The following is a 21,928-nucleotide window of genomic DNA, read 5'->3' as shown; positions in this document are numbered from 1 at the left end:
GGGTACTCACATTGTTTTTATGCTCAAACACGCTCAAGGATCATGGCAATGCCCTGACCCACACCGATGCACATCGTACACAGCGCGTAGCGCCCGCCGCGTCGGTGCAGTTCATTACTCGCGGCCAGCGCCAGTCTGGCGCCGCTCATCCCCAGCGGGTGACCAATCGCTATCGCGCCACCGTTCGGGTTGACGTGCGCGGCATCATCCGGCAATCCCAGCTGACGCAGCACGCCCAGTGCCTGCGCGGCGAAAGCTTCGTTAAGCTCGATCACGTCCATCTCGTTAATGCTGAGTCCGGCGCGCTCCAGCACCTTGCGCGTGGCCGGGACCGGACCGAGCCCCATCAGACGTGGCTCCACGCCTGCCGTCGCCATCGCCACGATCCGCGTGCGCGGGACCAGCCCCTGCGCCAGCGCCATCTGCTCGCTGGCGACGATCAGCGCCGCTGCGCCGTCGTTGACGCCGGAGGCATTTCCCGCCGTGACCACCCCGTTCCTGCGGAACGGCGTTTTTAGCCCGGCAAGCTGCTCAAGCGTGGTGTCCGCGCGGGGATGTTCATCCTCGCTGAACTCGTTGACCGCCCCTTTTTTCCCCGGCACCTGCACCGACACAATCTCCTGCGCCAGAATGCCGTTCTGCTGCGCCTGCGCGGTACGCTGCTGGCTGCGCAGCGCGAACGCGTCCTGATCGGCACGGCTGATATTTAACAATTCAGCTACATTCTCTGCCGTTTCCGGCATGCTGTCAGTTCCGAATTGCTGATGCATGAGCGGATTCACAAATCGCCAGCCGATGGTGGTATCGAAGATCTCCGCCTGTCGCTGGAACGCGGCGGTGGCTTTGCCCATCACAAACGGCGCGCGGGACATGGACTCCACGCCGCCCGCAATCAGCAGGTCGCCGTCGCCCGCCTTAATGGCGCGTGCGGCAAAACCAATCGCGTCCAGCCCCGACCCGCACAGGCGGTTAATGGTGGTTCCGGACACCGTCTGCGGCAGCCCGGCCAGCAGCGACGACATACGCGCCACGTTGCGGTTATCTTCACCCGCCTGGTTCGCGCAGCCGAAGATCACGTCGGCAATCCGCTCCAGATCGAGCTGCGGATAGCGTGCCAGCAGCGCGCGGAGCGGCACGGCACCGAGATCGTCAGTCCGAACGGCGGAAAGCGCCCCGCCATAGCGCCCCACCGGGGTTCGAACGCCATCACAAATAAATGCGTCACGCATCAGGCCTCTCCTGTCACATTGCCGCCGATGCGGTGAGATTTTCCGCGAAAAAGGGCGACGGTTTTCTGTTGCTGGTTCTGAATTTCAATGTCGTACACGCCGGTCAGCCTGCCCTGATGCTTGACCCGCGCGGTGGCGGTGAGCGTGTCCCCGGCAAAGCCCGGACGCAGAAAGTCAATCGAACAGCCGGAGGCCACCGCCGCCAGCCCCTGACTGTTGCAGGCGTAGGCAAAGGCGGTGTCTGCCAGCGAAAACAGCTGTCCGCCGTGGCAGGTTTGGTGGCCGTTGAGCATCTGCGGGGTGATGGTCATGGACACCACCGCGTAGCCGTCGTCCATATCGACAATGTCCATCCCCATCGCCTGCGCGCAGGCGTCCCGTTCGTACATGGCGCGGGCGTTGTGCCAGGCGTTATGACTCATAGCTACTCTCCAGAAGCGCGCGCTGGCGCAGCAGGGAACAGGGGCGATAGCGTTCTTCGCCGTAATGGCGCTGCAGGTTCTCCAGCAGCGTCAGCAGGCGCTGCCAGCCCAGACGCTCGCCCCAGGCGATCGGCCCGCTCGGGTAGTTGACGCCCAGGCGCATGGCGGTATCGATGTCCTTCTCGCTGGCGACCCCTTTTTGCAGAGCATCCAGCGCTTCGTTGGCAATCATCGCCACTGTGCGCCAGACCAGCAGGCCGGGATAATCGGCAATCTGCACCACCCGAAGCCCCTGCTGCTGCAGGTAGCGGATGGCCTTTTGCGTCGCCGTATGCGGGTTGCTGGCGGCTGCGGCGATGACCGCGACGTCGCGCTCGATGCGGTCCACCACCACCACCGGGCCGTTAAGCCGCAGCGCCAGGGCCTGCGCGGTTTCGCCCTGCGTTTCAATCAGGTACACATCATCAATTTCCGTGACACCGTCACGTCTTTTTTCCACGCGCATCGGGCTGTAGCTGTCGTTCACGGTATCAGCCCAGCGCACCCCGGGCCTGTCGCCCTGCCAGTCATAAACGCCCTTCCCGCTTTTTTTGCCCAGCCTGCCAGCCAGTACCAGCTCCTGCTGCACCAGCGAGGGCAGAAAACGACGCTCCTGCCAGAAGGCGTTAAATACCGAGCAGGTCACCGCGAAGTTAACGTCCTGACCAATCATGTCGGTCAGCTCCAGCGGCCCCATCGGGAAGCCGCCGCCTTCGCGCAGGGCGGCGTCAATCACCTCCGGCGCGGCCACCTGCTCTTCCAGCGCGCGCCAGGCCTCGGAATAGAACGGACGGGCGACGCGGTTGACGATGAACCCCGGCGTCGACTGGCAGCGCACGGGCTGCTTGCCCCAGTTCAGCGCCAGCTCGCACAGCGCGTCGGCCACTTCCGGGGAGGTCGCCAGCCCGCTGACCACCTCCACCAGCTTCATAACCGGCGCCGGGTTGAAGAAGTGCAGCCCGGCGACGCGCTCCGGATGGTGGATGTCCGCAGCAATCGCCGTGACGGAGATCGAAGAGGTATTGCTCGTCAGCACCGTCTGCGGCGGGCAGATTTCCGCCAGCTGCGAAAACAGCGCCTTTTTAACCTCCAGCCGTTCCGAGGCCGCTTCAATCACCAGTTCGGCCGCGGAGAGCGCGTCGATATCCGTGACGGGAAGCAGCCGGGCGAGGATCTGGCTCCCGGCATCGGCGGAAAGTTTTCCGCGCGTCACCCGGGAGGCCAGACGCTGGCGGATCCCGTCGATAGCGCGGGATATCGCATCGCTGGAAATATCGTAGAGCAGCACCTGATGCCCGTGGCTGGCCGCCACTTCTGCAATCCCCGCGCCCATCGTGCCGCTGCCAATCACGGCGACAGTCCGTATGTTGAGCATCTTATTTCCCCGTAAAGTTAGGCGCGCGCTTCGCGAGGAAAGCGCTGACGCCCTCGCGGTAGTCGTCGCTGCGACCGGCCAGACGCTGATAGTCGCGCTCCAGGTCAAGCTGCGCGTCGAGGGTGTTGGTTTCCGCAGCATTGATCGCCTGCTTGATCAGGCCCAGGCCGAAGGTCGGCTGCGAGGCAAAGTGCAGCGCCATCTGCTGCGCCGTGGCGGAGAGCTGGTCGTCGTCCACCACCTGCCAGATCATCCCCCATGCCTGCGCCTGCTCGGCGCTGAGTTTGTCCCCGAGCAGCGCCAGCCCCATGGCGCGGGCGCGTCCGGCCACGCGCGGCAGCAGCCAGGTGCCGCCGCAGTCCGGCACCAGGCCGAGCTTGCTGAAGGCCATCACGAAGTTGGCCGACCGGGCGGCAATCACCATGTCACAGCCGAGCGCCAGCGTAGCTCCCGCGCCAGCCGCCACCCCGTTAACCGCGCAGATGACCGGCTTCGGCAGCTTTGCCAGGCGGCGCACCAGCGGGTTGTAGAAGGTTTCGACAGACATCCCCAGATCCGGCGCCGGGCCGTTGGGGTCGACGTTACGGTCGTTCAGATCCTGACCGGCGCAGAACCCGCGTCCTGCCCCGGTGATCAGCAGGCAGCGGATGGCATCATCGCGTTCGGCCTGCTTCAGGCACTCGGCAAGCTGCTGGTGCATCACGTCGTTAAAGCTGTTCAGACGCTCCGGACGGTTCAGCGTAATGGTCATTACGCCCTGTTCTACGTGACTGAGAATAAATTCCACAATTAGCGTCCTTTAAAGTCGGGGGTGCGTTTTTGTAAGAAGGCGTCGATACCTTCCCGGCGGTCTTCGGTGGCGGCAAGCAGCGTAAACAGCTGGCGCTCCTGCGCGAGCCCGGCCTGCAGCGGCACCTCCTGGGACTGGCGCAGCGCCTGCTTCGCCGCCTGCAGCGCCAGCGGAGAGTGGCGCGCCATCAGCGCCGCCTGCTTGAGGGCGTACTCCAGTGTCAGAGACGCCGGGAAGAGATCGCTCACCAGCCCGGCGCCCAGCGCCTGCTCTGCGGTAATGCTCTCGCCGGTCAGCACCATTTTGCTGGCAAGGGATTTACCGACGCTGCGGATAAGACGCTGGGTGCCGCCCGCGCCGGGCATGATGCCCAGCGTGATTTCCGGCAGGCCGAAACGGGCGTTATCGCCAGCAATGATCACGTCGCACAGCAGCGCCAGCTCGCAGCCTGCGCCCAGCGCGAAGCCGTTCACGGCGGCAATCAGCGGTTTGTTAAACGCGTTAATGCGCGCCCACAGCTGCGGACGGATATCGTTCAGTGTGGCGGGCAGGTCCTTCTCCGCCATTTCGTTGAGATCGGCCCCGGCGGCAAAGCAGCGCTCGCTGCCGTAAATCACGCAGACGGCGATGTCGGCATCCACGGCGGCAGCCTCAAGCTGTTCCGCAAGCTGCGCCAGCAGCGCATTGTTAAGGGCGTTGCGCGCCGCCGGACGGTTCAGCGTCAGCTGCAGCACGCGGCCATGACGGGTAACAATCAGCTCGCTCATGCCATCCCCTTCGCGTCAAAGTCGACAAACACGTCGGCGGTTAACGGCAGCGACTGACAGCTCAGTACGTACCCGGCGGCCAGCTCGTCCGGCTCCAGGCTGTAGTTGGTTGCCATGTCCACCTTGCCGCGCAGCACTTTGCATTTGCAGGTGGCGCACACCCCGCCCTTGCAGGCATACGGCAGATCCGCTCCCTGACGCAGGGCAGCATCAAGAATGCTTTCGTCGTCCGCCGTCAGGGTGATTTCACGGTCGCGCCCGTCCTGGCGCACGGTCACTTTGTGTCCTTCCGCCTGCACGTGCACCGCGCGCTTAACGGTGATTCCGGAGGTGTTAAAGCGCTCAAGGTGAATGGATTTTTCCGGCATCCCCAGCGCTTTCAGCGTCGCTTCGGCGTCGTCCATCATCGCCGACGGGCCGCAGATAAAGGCCTCGTCATACTGGCGGAAGTTGATCAGGGTTTTCGCCAGCGCCTGAAGCTTTTCCCCATCGATGCGGCCAAAGAGCAGGTCGCTGTCCAGCCGCTCCTGGCTGAAGATGGAGACCAGCTGCAGCCGCTGCGGGTATTTGTCCTTCAGGTCCGCCAGCGCCTGGCGGAACATCATGCTCTGGCTGCTGCGATTGCCGTAGATCAGGGTGAAATGGCTGTTGGATTCGGTTGAAAGCGTGGCGGAGATAATCGCCAGCATCGGGGTGATCCCGGAGCCTGCGGCAATTGCCAGGTAGTGGCCTTCACGTTCAGCCTGCGGCTGGTAGCCAAACTGCCCTTGAGGAACCATCACCTCCAGCGCCATGCCGGCTTTGATCTCATCCCGGGCGTAGCGGGAAAAGCGCCCGCCCTCAATCGCTTTGACCGCCACGCTGATCTCACCCGGCGCGGTGCTGCGGCAGATGGAGTAGCAGCGGCGCAGCTCATCTTCGCCCAGCGTCGTTTTCAGGGTCAGGTGCTGGCCGGGGCGGAAGCGGTAGGCCTCCTGCAACGCCTGCGGCACCGCGAAGGTGATGGTTACCGCGTCGCGGGTTTCAGGTTCCACTTTTGCCACTGTTAATGAATGAAACGTTGTCATGGCAGCCTCAAATACATTTGAAATAGTCGAAGGGCTCGCGGCAGGTATTGCAGCGGTAGAGCGCTTTGCAGGCCGTCGAGCCAAATTCACTGATAAGGGAGGTGTCGGTGCTGGCGCAGCGCGGGCAGCTCACCTCTGCCGGGGCGTGCGCGTGGCAGCTATGCCCCACGGGTGGGCTGATGCCATACGCCCGCAGGCGCTCGCGCGCGTCGGCGGTCATCCAGTCGGTGGTCCAGGCAGGTTCAAGCTGGAGCACGATGTGCACGGGAGTGAAGCCATGCGCGATCATCGCCTCGCGGATCGCCCCCAGCAGGTGTTCGGTTGCCGGGCAGCCCGAGTAGGTGGGCGTGAAGCCAATCACCCAGCCTTCCCCCTGCGCTTTCACGCTGCGCACCATGCCTAAATCGGTGATGGTTAATACCGGCACTTCCGGATCGGGGATCTGGCTTAACAGCGACCAGATCTGCGGAATTTGCGCAGGCGCGATGTCGACGAGGCGTTGCATAGCGTTCTCCTTTACCACTGCTGACCGGGATACGCGCGCTGGAGATACTGCATTTCCGCCAGCATCGGACCCAGATGTTCGGTATGCAGCCCCTGCTTGCCCCCGGTGCGGTACGCCACCTCTGCGGGAACCTGCAGACAGGCTTCTTTCAGACCAGCAAACACTTCGCTTTCCCACGGCTGGCGCAGGGTTCGCGGATCCACCGCCACGCCGGCGTCAATCAGCTCAAGCTCGACCTCATCGGCGTCAAACAGCTCCGCCGTAAAACGCCACAGGTTGTCGATGGCCTGCTGCATTTTTTGCGCGGAGGTTTCTGTTCCGTCGCCCAGCCGCACCAGCCAGCCGCGGCTAAAGCGCAGATGGTAGCGCGCCTCTTTGATCGCTTTGGCGGCGATGGCAGCAAGCTGGCCGTCGCTGCTCTGTGTCAGGCGTTCGTACAGCGCCACGTTCCAGGCATCCATCAGGTACTGGCGTGCAATCGTGTCGGCGAAGCTGCCGTTCGGCTGCTCCACCAGCAGGACGTTGCGGAACTGGCGCTCGTCGCGGCCAAACGCCAGCGTGTCTTCATCGCCCTGGCCTTCTAATTCCGCGGCATAGGTCAGGAAATTGCGCGCCTGCCCCAGCAGGTCGAGGCCGATATTGGCGAGCGCGAGGTCGATTTCCAGCTCCGGCGCGTGGCCGCACCAGGCGCCGAGACGCTGGGAGAGCACCAGACCGTTGTCGCCCAGACGCAGGGCATAGGCAGTCACTGAGTTCATTCTTTGCCTCACATATGCTCGATGCCGTCAGGGATGGTGTAGAACGTCGGATGGCGGTAAACCTTGCTTTCCGCCGGGTCGAAGAACTCGCCGCTCTCTTCTGGCTGGGAGGCCACAATTTCACTCGCCTTCACCACCCAGATAGAACACCCTTCGCTGCGGCGGGTGTAGGCATCACGGGCATTTTCCAGCGCCATGCGATCGTCGGCGGCATGCAGGCTGCCCACATGACGGTGGGATAACCCTTGTTTGCTGCGTACGAACACTTCGTACAGCGGCCAGTAGACATTGCTCATGGTTATTTCCTCTTATGCGGCCTGACGGGTACGTTGTTTTTCGGCGTGCGCCAGCGCGGCTTCCCGCACCCACGCCCCGTCGTCCCAGGCTTTGCGTTTCGCGGCCAGACGTTCGTGGTTACAGATGCCGCGCCCGTTAATGACCTCGTCAAACTCCTGCCAGTCGATCTCGCCGAAGCGGTAGTGGCCGCTCTCTTCATCGAAACGCAGGTCCGGATCCGGCACCGTCATGCCGAGCATCTCCACCTGCGGCACCGTGTTGTCGACAAAGCGCTGGCGCAGCTCGTCGTTACCGAAACGTTTGATTTTCCAGGCCAGGCTGCGGGCGCTGTTAGGCGAGTTGTCGTCGTTCGGCCCGAACATCATCAGCGCCGGCCACCAGAAGCGGTTGATGGCGTCCTGCAGCATCTGACGCTGGGCCTCACTGCCCTGCGCCAGCGCCATGCAGGCCTCAAAGCCCTGACGCTGGTGGAAGCTCTCTTCTTTACAGATTTTCACCATCGCCCGGGCATACGGGCCGTAGGAGGTACGGCACAGCGCCACCTGGTTGACGATGGCCGCCCCGTCCACCAGCCAGCCGATCACGCCGATATCGGCCCAGCTCAGGGTCGGATAGTTGAAGATGGAGGAGTATTTCATCTTGCCGTCGAGCATCTTCTGGTAGATGTCTTCCCGCGCGCAGCCCAGCGTTTCCGCCGCGCTGTAGAGGTAAAGGCCGTGTCCGGCTTCGTCCTGCACTTTCGCCAGCAGGATCGCTTTTCGGCGCAGCGTCGGCGCGCGGGCTATCCAGTTCCCTTCCGGGAGCATGCCGACAATTTCGGAGTGCGCGTGCTGACCAATCTGGCGGATCAGCGTTTTACGGTAGGCTTCCGGCATCCAGTCCTGAGGCTCAATCGCCGTCTCCTGCGCTATGCGCTGCTCAAACCGTTGTTCTTGCGTCACGTCATCACCTTTATGATTCGTTAGTTTGCAAATTAAAGCGAAATGTTGAATCACTTTGTTTTTTAAAAGTTACACAAAGGTTAAATATAACCCCAAGAATTGTTTCCCGGTTTTGTGATGCTGCTCGCAAGGCTTTTACGCCAGGCCTTTTGCAAAGCGCCTTTACGCGACGCGATTCGTCCAGCCAGATCACAACGTTAACAATTCATTAAAAACACAGCTTGATTTTTATGATTCGCGATCAAACTATTAATAGTGAAATCACGAAACATTTGGAGATAAGCGATGCAGCAGTTAGCCAGCTTCTTGTCCGGTACCTGGCAGTCTGGCCGGGGCCGCGAACGCGCGATTCATCACGCCATCAGCGGCGAAGCACTCTGGGAAGTGACCAGCGAAGGACTGGACATGGCGGCCGCCCGTCGCTATGCCATTGAGCATGGGGGCGAGGCATTGCGCGCCATGACCTTTATTGAACGTGCCGCCATGCTGAAAGCGGTGGCGAAACACCTGCTCGGCGAAAAAGAGGCGTTTTATGCCCTGTCCGCCCAGACGGGCGCGACGAAGGCGGACAGCTGGGTCGATATTGAAGGCGGCATCGGCACCCTCTTCACTTACGCCAGCCTGGGCAGCCGCGAGCTGCCGGACGACACGCTGTGGCCGGAAGATGAGCTAATCCCGCTGTCGAAAGAAGGCGGCTTTGCGGCGCGCCACGTTCTGACCTCGAAATCCGGCGTGGCGGTACACATCAACGCCTTCAACTTCCCCTGCTGGGGAATGCTGGAAAAACTCGCGCCGACCTGGCTTGCCGGGATGCCCGCCATCATCAAGCCCGCCACCGCTACCGCGCAGGTGACGCAGGCGATGGTCAAATCCATCGTGGACAGCGGACTGGTGCCGGACGGCGCCATCAGCCTGATTTGCGGCGGCGCGGGCGATCTGCTCGACCAGCTCGACAGCCAGGACGTGGTGACCTTTACCGGCTCCGCCAGCACCGGGCAAAGCCTGCGCGTACACCCGAATATTGTGGCGAATTCGATTCCGTTCACCATGGAAGCCGACTCCCTGAACTGCTGCGTGTTAGGTGAAGACGTCACGCCGGAGCAGCCGGAGTTTGCCCTGTTCATTCGGGAGGTGGTCCGCGAAATGACCGCCAAGGCCGGGCAGAAATGTACCGCCATTCGCCGGATTATCGTCCCGCAAAGCCAGGTTGATGCCGTCAGCCAGGCGCTGATTGCCCGTCTGGAAAAGGTGGTGATGGGCGACCCGGCGCAGGAAGGGGTGAAGATGGGAGCACTGGTCAACGCTGAACAGCGCGCAGACGTGCAGGAGAAAGTGGATCGGCTGGTCGCCGCAGGCTGCCAGATCCGTCTGGGCGGCAAAGCGGATTTGCAGGCCGCGGGGGCGTTCTTCCCGCCGACCCTGCTGTTCTGCCCGCAGCCGGATGAAACCCCGGCGGTGCACGATACCGAAGCCTTCGGCCCGGTCGCCACGTTGATGCCGTATCGCAGTGCAGAGCACGCCATGCAGCTTGCCCGCGCGGGCGGCGGCAGCCTGGCGGGGACGCTTGTCACCGCAGACCTGAACATTGCCCGCCAGTTTATTGCCGGCGCGGCACGCGCCCACGGGCGAATTCAGATCCTTAACGAAGAATCATCAAAAGAATCTACCGGCCACGGCTCCCCGCTTCCTCAGCTAATGCACGGCGGCCCTGGCCGCGCGGGCGGCGGCGAAGAGCTGGGCGGCCTGCGCGCGGTGAAGCACTACCTGCAGCGCACCGCAATTCAGGGTAGCCCGACGATGCTGGCCGCCATCGGCAAACAGTGGGTGCGTGGCGCAGCGGTGCAGGAAGATCGCGTCCATCCGTTCCGTAAATACTTTGAGGAACTGCAGCCGGGCGACAGCCTGCTGACGCCGCGCCGCACGCTGACGGAGGCGGACATCGTCAATTTTGCCTGCCTGAGCGGTGACCACTTCTACGCCCATATGGACAAGATCGGGGCGGCAGAGTCGATCTTTGGCGAGCGCGTGGTTCACGGCTACTTCCTGATCTCCGCCGCGGCGGGACTGTTCGTTGATGCAGGCGTCGGGCCGGTGATTGCCAACTACGGCATGGAAAACCTGCGCTTTATCGAGCCGGTCAAGCCGGGCGACACCATCCAGGTGCGTCTGACCTGCAAGCGCAAAACGCTGAAGAAACAGCGTACTGCCGAGGAAAAACCGACCGGCGTGGTGGAATGGGCGGTAGAGATTTTCAACCAGCACCAGCAGGCCGTGGCGCTCTACTCCATTCTGACGCTGGTGGCGCGCCAGCGGGGTGATTTCAGCTAACGTTCGCCCTCATCCTGCCCCTCTCCCCAACGGGGAGAGGAGATCGCTCTGCACGACCTGTGATTTATCTCAGCGCCTTTTTTAACCTGGCAAGACCAACAAATAACCTGGCAGATGCAGGCAAACGCTTTTCTCAGGCGCCTGTCAGGATAAGGCTGTCACAACACAATAAACCCTAAAAACACAACAAGATGAGGTCTACGATGGGAAGCAATTCTTCTTTTTCTGCCCGTAGAACGGCACTGGCCATGGCCGTTGCGCTCTGTTGCGCCTGGCAATCCCCTGCTTTCGCCCACGGCAGCGAGGCGCATATGGTCCCGATGGACAAAACACTGCAGGATTTTGGCGCGGACGTTCAGTGGGATGATTACGCACAGATGTTCACCATTGCGAAAGACGGCGCCTTCGTGAAGGTCAAACCGGGCGCAAAGACGGCCATCGTCAACGGTCACCCCCTCAAGCTTGAAGTGCCGGTAGTGATGAAGGACAAAAAAGCCTTTATCTCAGAGACCTTCATCAACGATGTTTTCCAGTCTGGTCTTGACCAGACCTTCCAGGTTGAAAAACGTCCTCACCCGCTAAACGCGCTCACGGCGGACGAAATTAAGCAGGCTGTCGGGATTGTGAAAGCCTCGGCGGATTTTAAACCCAATACCCGCTTTACCCAGATCGCCCTTGCGCAACCAGAGAAAGCCAAAGTGTGGGACTTTGTGCTCAACGGTACGGCAGTGGACGCCCCTCGCCAGGCGAAGATCGTCATGCTCGACGGCAAGCACGTTATCGAAAGCGTAGTGGACCTGAAGGATAAAAAAATCCTGCGCTGGGAGCCGGTGAAGGACGCGCACGGCATGGTGCTGCTGGATGATTTCACCGCGGTTCAGCAGATCATTAACGAGAGCCCGGAGTTTGCCGAGGTGCTTAAAAAACACGGCATCACCGACCCGAAAAAAGTGATCACCACGCCGCTTACCGTCGGCTACTTCGACGGTAAAGACGGCCTGAAGCAGGAAGACCGCCTGCTTAAGGTGGTGAGCTATCTGGACGTCGGCGACGGCAACTACTGGGCGCACCCGATCGAGAACCTCGTGGCCGTGGTCGATCTTGAGCAGAAAAAAATCCAGAAGATTGAAGAAGGTGCTGTTGTGCCGGTTCCGATGACTCCGCGCCCCTATGACGGCCGCGACCGTGTCGAGACGCCGAAAAAGCCGCTCGACATCATTGAGCCGGAAGGCAAGAACTACACCATTACCGGCGATATGGTGCACTGGCAGAACTGGGATTTCCACCTGAGCCTGGATTCCCGCGTCGGCCCGATGATTTCGACCGTCACTTACAACGACAACGGGAAAAAGCGTCAGGTGATGTATCAGGGATCGCTCGGCGGCATGATTGTCCCGTACGGCGATCCGGACGTGGGCTGGTACTTCAAGGCCTATCTCGACTCCGGCGACTACGGCATGGGCACCCTGACCTCGCCACTGGTGCGCGGTAAAGACGTGCCGTCCAACGCCGTGATGCTCAACGAAACCATCCCGGACTACACCGGCACGCCGATGGAGATCCCGCGCGCGATCGCCATTTTCGAACGCTACGCGGGGCCAGAATATAAACATCAGGAGATGGGCAAGCCGAACGTCAGCGCCGAACGCCGCGAGCTGGTGGTGCGCTGGGTGAGTACCGTGGGCAACTACGATTACATCTTCGACTGGGTGTTCCACGAAAACGGCACCATCGGCATTGACGCCGGTGCAACGGGTATCGAGGCGGTGAAAGGCGTGCAGGCAAAAACCATGCATGATGCCACCGCCAAAGACGACACAAAGTACGGCACGCTGATCGATCATAATATCGTGGGCACCACGCACCAGCACATCTATAACTTCCGTCTTGATATGGACGTGGACGGCATCAACAACAAGCTGGTGGCGATGGACCCGGAAGTGAAGCCGAATACCGCCGGCGGCCCGCGCACCAGCACCATGCAGGTCAATCAGTACGATATTGATACCGAACAGCAGGCGGCACAGAAGTTTGACCCGGGCACCATCCGACTGCTGAGCAACACCAGCAAGGAGAACCGCATGGGCAACCCGGTCTCGTACCAGATTATCCCTTACGCGGGCGGTACCCATCCGGTGGCGACAGGCGCGAAATTTGCCCCGGACGAGTGGATCTACCATCGTCTGAGCTTTATGGATAAACAGCTGTGGGTGACGCGTTACCACCCGGACGAGCTGTATCCGGAAGGGAAATTCCCGAACCGCTCTATCCACGATACGGGTCTGGGCCAGTACAGCAAGGATAACGAGTCGCTCAACGACCAGGACGACGTGGTCTGGATGACCACCGGCACCACCCACGTCGCACGCGCGGAAGAGTGGCCGATCATGCCGACGGAATGGGTGCATACCCTGCTTAAACCGTGGAACTTCTTCGACGAGACGCCAACGCTCGGGAAGAAAAAAGACGAAAAATAACCACCCGCCGGGCAATTGCCCGGTTTTTTTTACCCTGACGTTTGATGATCGTCCTGGCTTGCTTATAGTTACTGATATCTCACCTGCATGATTTTTCCCCCGGACGGGAAAGGGCTTTATGGAAAAAAGAAAAAAACCGACGCTGGAACGAGCAACCTGGCCGACGCGCCACGCCATGGTTATGCACGGGCTGGCGATGAACCTGCCCTGGCTGGCTTTCGTCAACATCAGCTTCGCCGTGATGATTCTGCTGCGCCATGTTCTGCTTAACGCCAGCGATCCCCTTTATCCCCACTTGCCGCATATGATGAAAATGGTCGACGCTTCGATGCTCGGCATTATTATCCTCTCGGCTGCACTGATCCTTATGGGCTGGCGGCGCATCGCCGGTATCAGCGTAGTGCTGTGTATCTGTAGTGCTATCTGGTCGATAGCGTGCTTCTGGTTCATCACTGATTTACTGCTGCCCCACGTCTGGCCGCTGTGCGTTATTTTATTACTCGCTGGGTTAACGGCCCTCTACTTTTACCCTGTGGGGTTGCTCGCCTTCGTGCTCCCGCTCTGGATAACCCTGCCGATTGCAAGCTGGGCACTGAATGATGGCCTTAATCTTCACTTCGTTATCATCTGGAGCGTCTTTTCGCTGATCCTGATCTGCGGGCGATTCATCCTCTTAAGCTGGTTTGATGAGGCCTGGCGACGTAACCAGCAAAACCAGCTGCTGATCTCACGACTGGATGCGCTGGCGCATCAGGATCCGTTAACCACAACCGCCAACCGCCGGAAGATGGAAGTGGTGCTGGAGAACGCGGTTGAGCAGAAGAAACCGTTCTCGCTGATTATGCTGGATATTGACTATTTCAAACGCTACAACGACACCTACGGTCACCAGGCGGGTGACGACTGTCTGACGCGGGTGGCGCGGGTGTTAAAGCAGTCAGTGCGAACGCCCGACGATGTGGTGTCACGTTACGGCGGCGAGGAGTTTGTGGTGATCCTGTTTAACTGCCCGGAAAATATCGCGGAAAAAGTTGCGGTACGCATTCAGGACGGCCTGCGCGCGGAGTCGATACCGCACAGCGCGTCATCCGTCAGCGATCGTGTCACCGTGAGTATGGGGATTGCGGGTATGGTCGAGGGGCTTGCGGGTACCGAGATTATTGCCCGCGCCGATGCGGCGCTGTACCGGGCGAAAGAGGCCGGACGGGATCGGTGGTCGCTGTAAATAAAGCCGGGTGGCGGCTACGCCTTACCCGGCTTGTTTTTTAATACCGCACGCAAACCGACTTGGTTTCGCACCAGCCGTCCAGCCAGTCCGGGCCAAAATCACGTCCGGTGCCGGACTGCTTCATCCCGCCGAACGGCAGGTTGGCGTCAATCAGCGTATGGCTGTTCACCCACACGGTGCCCGCCTGCAGCCGATCGGTGTACTCCAGCGCCTTGCTGATATTCTGCGTCCAGACGCTGGCCGTCAGGCCATATTCGGTGTCGTTTGCCAGCTGGAGCGCCTCTTCTCCGTCGGATACCCGCACCAGGTTGACCACCGGACCAAACACCTCTTCTCGGGTTAACCGCAGCGCGGCATCCGGGTTCACCACCAGCGTAGGCGACACGTAATAGCCTTTGCCCTCCGGGCCGCGATTACCGACGATCAGCTCCGCATTGCGCGACGTCGCCTCGTCGAGGAAGGTCTGCACCTTATCGCAGTGGGCGCGCGACACCAGCGGGTTGATAAACGCCTCCGGCGACATGCCCGGCCCGACGCTCAGGGATTTAACCGCCTGTTCGAACCCGCTCACCAGCGTGTCAAACAGCGGCGCTTCAATGTAGATGCGTGAGCTCGCCGCGCACACCTGCCCCTGGTTCAGGAAGCTGCCGGTCATTAATCCTTCTATCACCCACGCGGGGTCCGCATCCTTCAGCACGATGGCCGGGTTTTTCCCGCCCAGCTCCAGGGTCACCCCGGTTAGCGTGTCCGCCGCCGCACGGGCAATCTGCTTACCCGTCGCCGTTGAGCCGGTGAAGCTCACCTTTGCAATATGCGGGTGTGAGGTCAGCGCCGCGCCACAGACTGCGCCGCTCCCGGTTACCACGTTGAACACCCCGTCCGGGATGCCCGCTTCACTGGCCAGCTCCGCCACGCGCAGCATGGTCAGCGGCGTGGTTTCAGACGGCTTAATGACAATTGAGCAGCCCGCGGCCAGCGCAGGCATCACTTTCCACATCCCGATCATCAGCGGGAAGTTCCAGGGCACAATCCCGGCCACCACACCAACCGGCTCCTTACGCGTCCACGCCTGGTAGCGCGCACCCTGCGGCAGCGGGATGGAAAGATCGAGGGTTTTGCCCGCAATTTTGGTGGTCAGCCCGGCGGTATAGCGCATCCAGTTGAGGGTGCAGCCCACTTCAAAAGCCCGGGAGATGTTAATTGATTTGCCCTGTTCCAGCGTTTCAAGCTGGGCCAGCTCCTCGCCGTGCTGTTCGACCAGATCGGCGAAATGGAGCAGGATCCGCTCGCGCTCCGCCGGTAATTTTCCGGCCCAGCTGCGGGCGACAAACGCGCGCCAGCCGGACATAACGGCCCGGTCAACGTCATCGACGCTGGCATCGGCGGTCGAGGCAATCACCTCGCCCGTGGCCGGGTTGTAGACGTTCAGCCGTTTTTCACTGTCCGACGCGGCCTGACGCCCTTCAATCCACAGGCCGTGGTGTCGGTCTAAAAACTGCTGCACGGCAGGCAGAACAGCCACCTGTGATTCAGACATAGGATACTCCTTCGTTATTCTTCGCAGGGTGTTCATCCAGTCTATGTGGGGTTTTGCATTCTCGCTTTTGTCTCTGTGACATTCGCTTTGCCACCTGTGACAGGTGCCGCAAATCGCGATAATCGCCGCTTATATCGCTGTTACCGGTGAGTGTTCTTTCCTATAGTCAGCCTCATAGCTCTGACAAAATGCAACACAAATGCAACAATGCGAAAACGTTGACGGCGCAGCGAGAGAAACGATGGCGTGTGCAAGCGAGCAGGAACAGTATCAGCAGTGGCTGGCGCAAATTAACCAGGTTTGCGGGCGTTTTAACGCCCAGCCCACCGAGGGAAAGTTCTACGGCGAGCTGGAGACCAGCTATGCGCGCAGCCTGAAGCTCAGTACCGTCACCGCCGGAGGCGTCAACCTGTTCCGCTCCCGTCATGAGATTAAGCAGAGTAACGATGCCTGGTTCTATACCGTGTTTCAGCTCGAAGGGAGTGCGGAAATTGAGCAGGATGACCATCGCGCGGTGCTCAGAACCGGGGATATTACGCTGATTGACGCCTCTCGTCCCTGCTCGATCAACTGGCAGGAAAAGTCCCGCCAGATTTCGCTGCTGGTTCCCCGTCAGATTATCGAGCAGCAGTGCCGCTTTCAGGAAATAAGCTGCGCGCTCGCCCTTTCCCGCACCTTACCCACGGTCCAGCTGAGCCATCGCCTGCTGATGGAGAGTATGAACAACCGCGACCTGAGTGACCGGGAGAGTGAAGCGGCGCTTGAGGCGATGGTCTGCCTGCTGCGCCCCGCGTTCCAGCAGCGCGACGTGATTCAGCCGCGCAAGGAGCGCCAGTTCCAGCACGTTGTGGCGCTGATTGACAACCATATTCAGTCTGAATCGCTGCGTCCGGAATGGATTGCCGCCGAGAGCGGAATGTCCGTACGCAGCCTCTACCGCATGTTTGCCGAGAAGGGGCTGGTAGTGGCGCAGTACATTAAAAACCGTCGTCTGGATCTCTGCGCGCAGGAATTGCAGTCAACCGGCGACGATGAAAAGCTGGCGGGCATTGGCTACAGCTGGGGATTCACCGACCATAGCCACTTTTCAACGGCCTTTAAGCAGCGTTTTGGCGTCTCGCCGGGTGAATACCGCAAGCGCTACCGCTAGCTATTTTTTCAGCCACTTACCGTTAATGCCCTTCACGTACTCGCCCGGCTGCGCGCGGGCCACCAGCTTTTGCCCCGCCATTTTCGCCACTTCATCAACCGGCAAATTATTGCTGTCAGCCAGCTTCTGATAGCTCTCCGTGCGCGCTGCGTTAATGCGATTCACCAGCTCCAGCGTTTCGGCATCCTGTTGGATCGGAGCAAGATAGCCGCTCAGGGTTTCCCCCACGCGCCCCTGCGCGCGGGCATCGTTTAAGGTCAGCGCAGCCGCCTGCACGTTTATACTCAGGGCCAGTAAAATCAACGCTAATCGTTTCATGGCATCCTCAGAACAGATCGCTGCGCGATTTCAGCAGGGCTTCAACGTCTTTATCGACCTTGATGTGGATCTCGTGTTCGATTTTGACATTCATATTGATGGTAATCGGCTCCTTTGGCGCAGCGACTTCAATGCGCGGCGTACAGCCGGTCAGTAGCGCGGCAACGGTGAGCGCACCAGCCATCTTTTTCATTGTTGTTCCTCACTTTCCTTGCCAGTCGAACTGCGGAGACCGGGAATCGCCGCGTGTTGCTCAAACCAGGTTTGCAGGTTGTCGCCAAAACGCAGGCTGCGCCACAGGGTAAAGACATTCTCGTCATGGGTGTAGTTCAGATTGACGAAGCTGCTTTTGCCGTCCACGCGGCTGGTCCCCTTGATGGTCGCCTGCATGGTTAATTCACCCAGGTTGTCTAAATTGATTCTCGTCCACGACTGCGAAATTTCCATGTAGCGGAGCCAGTTAATCGCTGCGCCCGCGACCATATTATCCTTCACGATAGCGTCTGCCGTATCTTTGTCGATGCGCAGCGTCATTGGCCCCGGGTTGGTCAGCCAGCCATCTTTAATGATCCATTTTTCATTGTCCAGCCAGAACGGCAGCGCCCCGCTCACCGGGCCCGACAGGGTAAACTGCTTCGGGTTGACGGCGCTGATCAGCTCGCTTGAGGAGATATTGTCCACGCGCAGCAGGGCCGGATCGTGCTGCGGCATCCGCAGCTGCTGCATGGTGATCTTCCCGCCGAGCGTTTCTACCTTAACGTTGGTGAGCAGCAGCGGGTTGTCCTCCGTCCAGGGGTAATTCCCCTGCAGGTCCGCGGTAATGTTGCGCGCGGTCACCAGGTTTTCCACTTCGCCAATGCGCAACGTGACAGGGCCGCGCGTGCCCAGGGACCAGGTTCCCTCGCTGAAGCGGAACGGCAGCACAAAATCGACGCCGTTGATCTGGTTGTCCGGCATCCAGGCGCTGCCGGATTTCAGCACGCCGTGTCCGCCCGCCTCAAAGCCCTGATCGGGGGCCGCCGAGAAGGCAACCTGCGCATAGAGTTCTCCGTCACGCAGCGTCATTTTCCAGTCCGGCGGAACCAGCGGCTGGAAGACGGTGAGCGACTGTTTCGGCCACCAGGCCTGCCCGCGAAGGCGCACGCCATCCCAGCGTCCGTTCACCTGTACCGGGCCGATGTTGTCCGCATGGAGGTCGCCCTTAAACTGAAAAACAGTCGGGTCGGTACCGTCGACGCTGAAGGTCAGGACCGAGGGCGGCAATACGCTGCCGCCGGAGAACCGGGTTTGCCCGGCATTCAGCGACAGCGCGCCGCTGAATGCGGGTTTTTCGGCATCGCGCAGCCAGCGTACAGGCCGATCCAGCACCAGACGCGGCTTGCTGACCTCCATGGTGCCGTACTGAAGCTTGTCAAAACCGGTGGAGAGCGCCGTCAGCTCAATAAGGTTGTCTCGCCACTCGCCTTTCCCGGCGACATCCCAGCGAGCATGCATCGGCGTAAAGCCGCCTTTTCCCCAGTAGCGCCACTGCCACAGGCCGTTATCAGGTAAAAAGTCGTTGGCCTGACCGTCCAGGTGGAGTTCAAAACCGCCCATCTCGTTTTCATGGGCACGCAGAATAGCCTGCAGACGCCCGTCCACGCCCTTCTGGGTGAGCTTCACGCCCGCCAGCGGCCAGCGGATTTCATCGATATCGAGTGAGTCAATAATGCGCCCGCGCGAGCGGAGCAGCGCGCCGGGCTCAAAAGCAAGCTGCGGTTCATACAGGCTGCCGGTCAGTGTGGCGGGCAATTTGGCGTAAAGAATGAGATCGTTTTGCTTCGCCTCGCCGCTCAGATGCAGCGGCATGTTGCTATTTTCCATGCTGAGCCTGCCGGGCCCAATGTTCAGTACCGCGTTACCTTTACCCGCATCGCCTTGCGTCAATACGTTCAGTCGTCCGGTCAGGGTGGCTTTCTCCAGCCCCTGCTGCCAGTTGTCGGCGCGAAGGGACACCCGTCCGCTCAGCGGCATACCCGAAAGATCCCAGTTCCAGCGCCCGTCGCTGATGTTCAGCTGTTCCGCCGTGATCTGCCACGGCAGGTCGAGAAGCGGATCGGGGTTATCCCGCGCCATCACCACCAGCTGTCCCTGATTGTCTTCCCAGTCGAGATCGGCATCGACCAGAGACGTTAACTGTGGCACGTTAAAGGTCGCGACCGCATGGCCTTTCACCGGCACGCCGTCCGGCACCAGCGGCAAAGTGAACTCGCCCACCAGCTTAATCGGCTGCGGCTGGTCAGGGAGCTGAACATCAAACTGGCTGACCGAGAGCGTCTGGCCGCGAAGCGTGCCTTTGATGCTGACCTGTTCGCCTCGGTAAGCGATCTCCTGGCTGGAGGGCGTCAGTGACGCATTAAGCTCGCCCTGCCACTGCTGCCAGGGCGAGAGCGTCAGACGGTGAATGGTGAGCCAGGTATTGGGCAACACAGCCTGCCACTGGGCCAGCGTTTTGGGGGCGACCGTTGAGGGTGCAGACTGGGGAATTTTGCTCAGGCAGACGGTGTTAAGATCCAGCGCGCCGATATCCAGTTTCCAGCGGCTCGGATGTGACAGCGTCACGTTATCGATGCGGGCAATTTCGCAGTCTTCCACCAGATAGCGAAGATCGGGGATCACCAGCGCGTGGCGAGTCAGTTTTGGGCTTTCTTCGAAAGCAATGCGCGTCCCGACGGGGAGCCAGATTCCGGCGAGCGTCGGCACCCACTGGGCGAGCGTCATCAGCAGCGTCAGCGGCACCAAAATCAACAGCAGTAAAACCGCAATGGCGGCTTTGTATTTACCCTTCATGGGCAGTTAATGTCCTGATTTTTCGAAAGAATTAAGCTGGCAATGCCGAATATTGTCGCATGTTTGGCGGTTGAGTTGAAGTTAACCCCAAGATAAAGGATAGATGCTGTAAAGAGTATGAGAAAACTTTTTGCTATGCGTAACCTACAGAACACATTTTAGATTCAATGGGTTACGCGTTATCTCAGACGTAAAAACGGGAAAACACTGCGTAACTAATACCTGTTCCTGGGCATTGCCAATAGGTAGAGCATGGCGAATATCAACGACCCCCAATACACTGAATCGTACCGCCATGGATCAAAATCGATATGTAAAAAACCGCGAACAAACCCATAGCCGTTGGCAAAAACATTAATCTGGATGGCTGCAATCGCTATCACAAACAGCGTATAGGCAATGAACAATGGATATTTACGGAGCCTATTGACCTTGAGTTTTCCAATCAACAGTAAGAAGAAAACCGCAATAGATGCTATAAAATAGTACAAAACAGGCAACATCGGCGCAGATAAGGATAACTCCACTTGTTGCGACATGCATCATTCTCCCTCTTTTCAGAAACTCATCCGGTTCCTAATATCGTCCCATCACATCCGGAAGGATTGCAGTTTTCATACCCTATTGCCATTCTTTCAAGTAATACCGATATGCGTTTTTCGCACCCGTTACCCACTCCGTTTTGCCCAACCTGATTTGAACCGAGTCGCGCCGAAGATTTCTCGTACTAAGAATATCATGGAGTTAGGGTGTATATATGCTCTAGAATAATTGATAGAACTTATTGAATTCAATAATATTTTAGAAATTGTAAGATAATTTTAATCATGCTAACGTGAATGCAAAATCACTGGAGAAAGTCTTATGAAACTCGCGGTATATAGCACAAAGCAGTACGACAAAAAGTATCTGCAACATGTTAACGAAGCTTACGGGTTTGAGCTTGAATTTTTCGACTTTCTGCTGTCCGAAAAAACCGCCAAAACGGCGCACGGCTGTGAAGGCGTCTGCATTTTTGTTAACGATGACGGCAGTCGTCCGGTGCTGGAAGAGTTGAAAAAGCAGGGAGTGAAGTATATCGCCCTGCGCTGCGCCGGCTTCAACAACGTGGATCTCGACGCGGCAAAAGAGCTGGGTCTGAAGGTGGTTCGCGTCCCGGCGTACTCCCCGGAAGCGGTAGCAGAACATGCGATTGGCATGATGATGTCGCTCAACCGTCGTATTCACCGCGCTTATCAGCGTACGCGTGACGCCAACTTCTCGCTGGAAGGGCTGACCGGCTTTACCATGTACGGCAAAACCGCGGGCGTGATCGGCACCGGTAAAATTGGCGTGGCTGCCCTGCGCATTCTGAAAGGCTTCGGCATGCGTCTGCTGGCATTCGATCCGTACCCGAGCGCCGCAGCGCTGGATCTGGGCGTGGAGTACGTCGACCTGCCAACGCTGTTCTCGCAGTCCGACGTGATCTCCCTGCACTGCCCGCTGACGCCGGAAAACTACCACCTGCTTAACCAGGCGGCGTTTGACCAGATGAAAGACGGCGTGATGATCATCAACACCAGCCGCGGCGGTCTGGTTGACTCTCAGGCTGCTATCGAAGCGCTGAAAACCCAGAAAATTGGCGCGCTGGGGATGGACGTGTATGAGAACGAGCGCGATCTGTTCTTTGAAGACAAGTCCAACGATGTGATCCAGGACGACGTGTTCCGCCGTCTGTCTGCCTGCCATAACGTCCTGTTTACCGGCCACCAGGCGTTTTTGACTGCCGAAGCGCTGATCAGCATTTCGGAAACCACGCTGGGGAATCTTCAGCAGTTAGAAAAGGGTGAACCGTGTCCTAACGAACTGGCTTAAATGCTACGCCGGGTGAG

The 21,928-nt window shown here is 59.6% G+C and carries 20 protein-coding genes; 5 read left to right on the top strand and 15 right to left on the bottom strand.

The annotated features are described in order from the left end of the window. Positions 1–23 precede the first annotated feature (23 nt). From pcaF to paaA, 10 genes are read right to left on the bottom strand one after another with little or no spacing between them, the layout of a single operon-like run. Complete coding sequence (pcaF, locus tag IM284_RS04660) at positions 24–1,229, bottom strand: 3-oxoadipyl-CoA thiolase (protein ID WP_193055736.1); 1,206 nt, start codon at positions 1,227–1,229, stop codon at positions 24–26. Then, on the bottom strand, positions 1,229–1,651 hold the full coding sequence (gene paaI / locus IM284_RS04655; RefSeq protein WP_028013034.1) for a hydroxyphenylacetyl-CoA thioesterase PaaI: 423 nt from the start codon (positions 1,649–1,651) through the stop codon (positions 1,229–1,231). The genes pcaF and paaI overlap by 1 nt, the downstream gene beginning before the upstream one ends. Beyond that, positions 1,641–3,065, bottom strand: coding sequence for a 3-hydroxyacyl-CoA dehydrogenase PaaH (gene paaH, locus IM284_RS04650; protein WP_047368478.1), 1,425 nt, complete (start codon positions 3,063–3,065; stop codon positions 1,641–1,643). The genes paaI and paaH overlap by 11 nt, the downstream gene beginning before the upstream one ends. 1 nt (position 3,066) lies before the next feature. After that, positions 3,067–3,855, bottom strand: coding sequence for a 2-(1,2-epoxy-1,2-dihydrophenyl)acetyl-CoA isomerase PaaG (paaG, locus tag IM284_RS04645; RefSeq protein WP_041910183.1), 789 nt, complete (start codon positions 3,853–3,855; stop codon positions 3,067–3,069). Then, positions 3,855–4,622: a 2,3-dehydroadipyl-CoA hydratase PaaF gene (gene paaF, locus IM284_RS04640; RefSeq protein WP_047368477.1), complete on the bottom strand. Its 768-nt coding sequence runs from the start codon at positions 4,620–4,622 to the stop codon at positions 3,855–3,857. The genes paaG and paaF overlap by 1 nt, the downstream gene beginning before the upstream one ends. After that, positions 4,619–5,689, bottom strand: coding sequence for a 1,2-phenylacetyl-CoA epoxidase subunit PaaE (gene paaE, locus IM284_RS04635; RefSeq protein WP_193055735.1), 1,071 nt, complete (start codon positions 5,687–5,689; stop codon positions 4,619–4,621). Before paaE ends, paaF begins: the two co-directional genes overlap by 4 nt. Positions 5,690–5,696: 7 nt before the next feature. Further along, positions 5,697–6,194: a 1,2-phenylacetyl-CoA epoxidase subunit PaaD gene (gene paaD / locus IM284_RS04630; RefSeq protein ID WP_047368475.1), complete on the bottom strand. Its 498-nt coding sequence runs from the start codon at positions 6,192–6,194 to the stop codon at positions 5,697–5,699. 11 nt (positions 6,195–6,205) lie between these two features. Beyond that, positions 6,206–6,952, bottom strand: a complete 747-nt coding sequence (paaC, locus tag IM284_RS04625) for a 1,2-phenylacetyl-CoA epoxidase subunit PaaC (protein WP_047368474.1) — start codon at positions 6,950–6,952, stop codon at positions 6,206–6,208. A gap of 8 nt (positions 6,953–6,960) precedes the next feature. After that, entirely contained in the window at positions 6,961–7,248 is a 288-nt protein-coding gene (paaB, locus tag IM284_RS04620) for a 1,2-phenylacetyl-CoA epoxidase subunit PaaB (RefSeq protein WP_003857353.1), read from the bottom strand. A 12-nt stretch (positions 7,249–7,260) separates the two neighbouring features. After that, positions 7,261–8,190: a 1,2-phenylacetyl-CoA epoxidase subunit PaaA gene (gene paaA, locus IM284_RS04615; RefSeq protein WP_028013027.1), complete on the bottom strand. Its 930-nt coding sequence runs from the start codon at positions 8,188–8,190 to the stop codon at positions 7,261–7,263. 285 nt (positions 8,191–8,475) lie between these two features. Here paaA and paaZ point away from each other — a divergent pair, with 285 nt between their 5' ends. The 3 genes from paaZ to IM284_RS04600 all read left to right on the top strand — a co-directional run bounded on the left by paaZ (position 8,476) and on the right by IM284_RS04600 (position 14,220). Next, positions 8,476–10,518: a phenylacetic acid degradation bifunctional protein PaaZ gene (gene paaZ, locus IM284_RS04610; protein WP_041910195.1), complete on the top strand. Its 2,043-nt coding sequence runs from the start codon at positions 8,476–8,478 to the stop codon at positions 10,516–10,518. A 203-nt stretch (positions 10,519–10,721) separates the two neighbouring features. Then, positions 10,722–12,995 (top strand): primary-amine oxidase, encoded by a 2,274-nt coding sequence (tynA, locus tag IM284_RS04605; RefSeq protein ID WP_047368473.1) that lies wholly within the window; start codon positions 10,722–10,724, stop codon positions 12,993–12,995. Positions 12,996–13,113: 118 nt separating this feature from the next. Next, the gene (locus IM284_RS04600; protein WP_047368472.1) at positions 13,114–14,220 is read left to right on the top strand and encodes a GGDEF domain-containing protein; all 1,107 of its coding nucleotides are present in this window, start codon (positions 13,114–13,116) and stop codon (positions 14,218–14,220) included. Between the two features lie 40 nt (positions 14,221–14,260). Here IM284_RS04600 and IM284_RS04595 read toward each other — a convergent pair whose 3' ends face one another. Next, the gene (locus tag IM284_RS04595; RefSeq protein WP_047368471.1) at positions 14,261–15,760 is read right to left on the bottom strand and encodes an aldehyde dehydrogenase family protein; all 1,500 of its coding nucleotides are present in this window, start codon (positions 15,758–15,760) and stop codon (positions 14,261–14,263) included. 241 nt (positions 15,761–16,001) lie between these two features. Between IM284_RS04595 and feaR the strand changes: the two genes are divergently transcribed. Then, positions 16,002–16,910 carry a transcriptional regulator FeaR gene (gene feaR / locus IM284_RS04590; RefSeq protein WP_047368759.1) on the top strand — a complete coding sequence of 303 codons (909 nt, stop codon included), beginning with the start codon at positions 16,002–16,004 and terminating at the stop codon, positions 16,908–16,910. Here feaR and IM284_RS04585 read toward each other — a convergent pair whose 3' ends face one another. From IM284_RS04585 to IM284_RS04570, 4 genes are all read right to left on the bottom strand, one after another. After that, positions 16,911–17,228, bottom strand: a complete 318-nt coding sequence (locus IM284_RS04585; protein ID WP_028013020.1) for a YdbL family protein — start codon at positions 17,226–17,228, stop codon at positions 16,911–16,913. Positions 17,229–17,235: 7 nt separating this feature from the next. Beyond that, positions 17,236–17,421: a YnbE family lipoprotein gene (locus IM284_RS04580; protein WP_028013019.1), complete on the bottom strand. Its 186-nt coding sequence runs from the start codon at positions 17,419–17,421 to the stop codon at positions 17,236–17,238. After that, entirely contained in the window at positions 17,418–20,057 is a 2,640-nt protein-coding gene (locus IM284_RS04575) for a YdbH family protein (protein ID WP_047368470.1), read from the bottom strand. Before IM284_RS04575 ends, IM284_RS04580 begins: the two co-directional genes overlap by 4 nt. A 215-nt stretch (positions 20,058–20,272) precedes the next feature. After that, positions 20,273–20,596 carry a hypothetical protein gene (locus tag IM284_RS04570; protein ID WP_047368469.1) on the bottom strand — a complete coding sequence of 108 codons (324 nt, stop codon included), beginning with the start codon at positions 20,594–20,596 and terminating at the stop codon, positions 20,273–20,275. Positions 20,597–20,921: 325 nt separating this feature from the next. Between IM284_RS04570 and IM284_RS04565 the strand changes: the two genes are divergently transcribed. Next, on the top strand, positions 20,922–21,911 hold the full coding sequence (locus IM284_RS04565) for a 2-hydroxyacid dehydrogenase (RefSeq protein WP_028013015.1): 990 nt from the start codon (positions 20,922–20,924) through the stop codon (positions 21,909–21,911). Positions 21,912–21,928: the final 17 nt, after the last annotated feature.

This window comes from Enterobacter cloacae complex sp. P12RS, assembly GCF_014895875.1.
In the GTDB taxonomy this organism is placed as follows: domain Bacteria; phylum Pseudomonadota; class Gammaproteobacteria; order Enterobacterales; family Enterobacteriaceae; genus Enterobacter; species Enterobacter bugandensis.
Note: the sequence above shows the minus strand (reverse complement) of the source record. Positions and strands in the feature narration are given on the sequence as shown.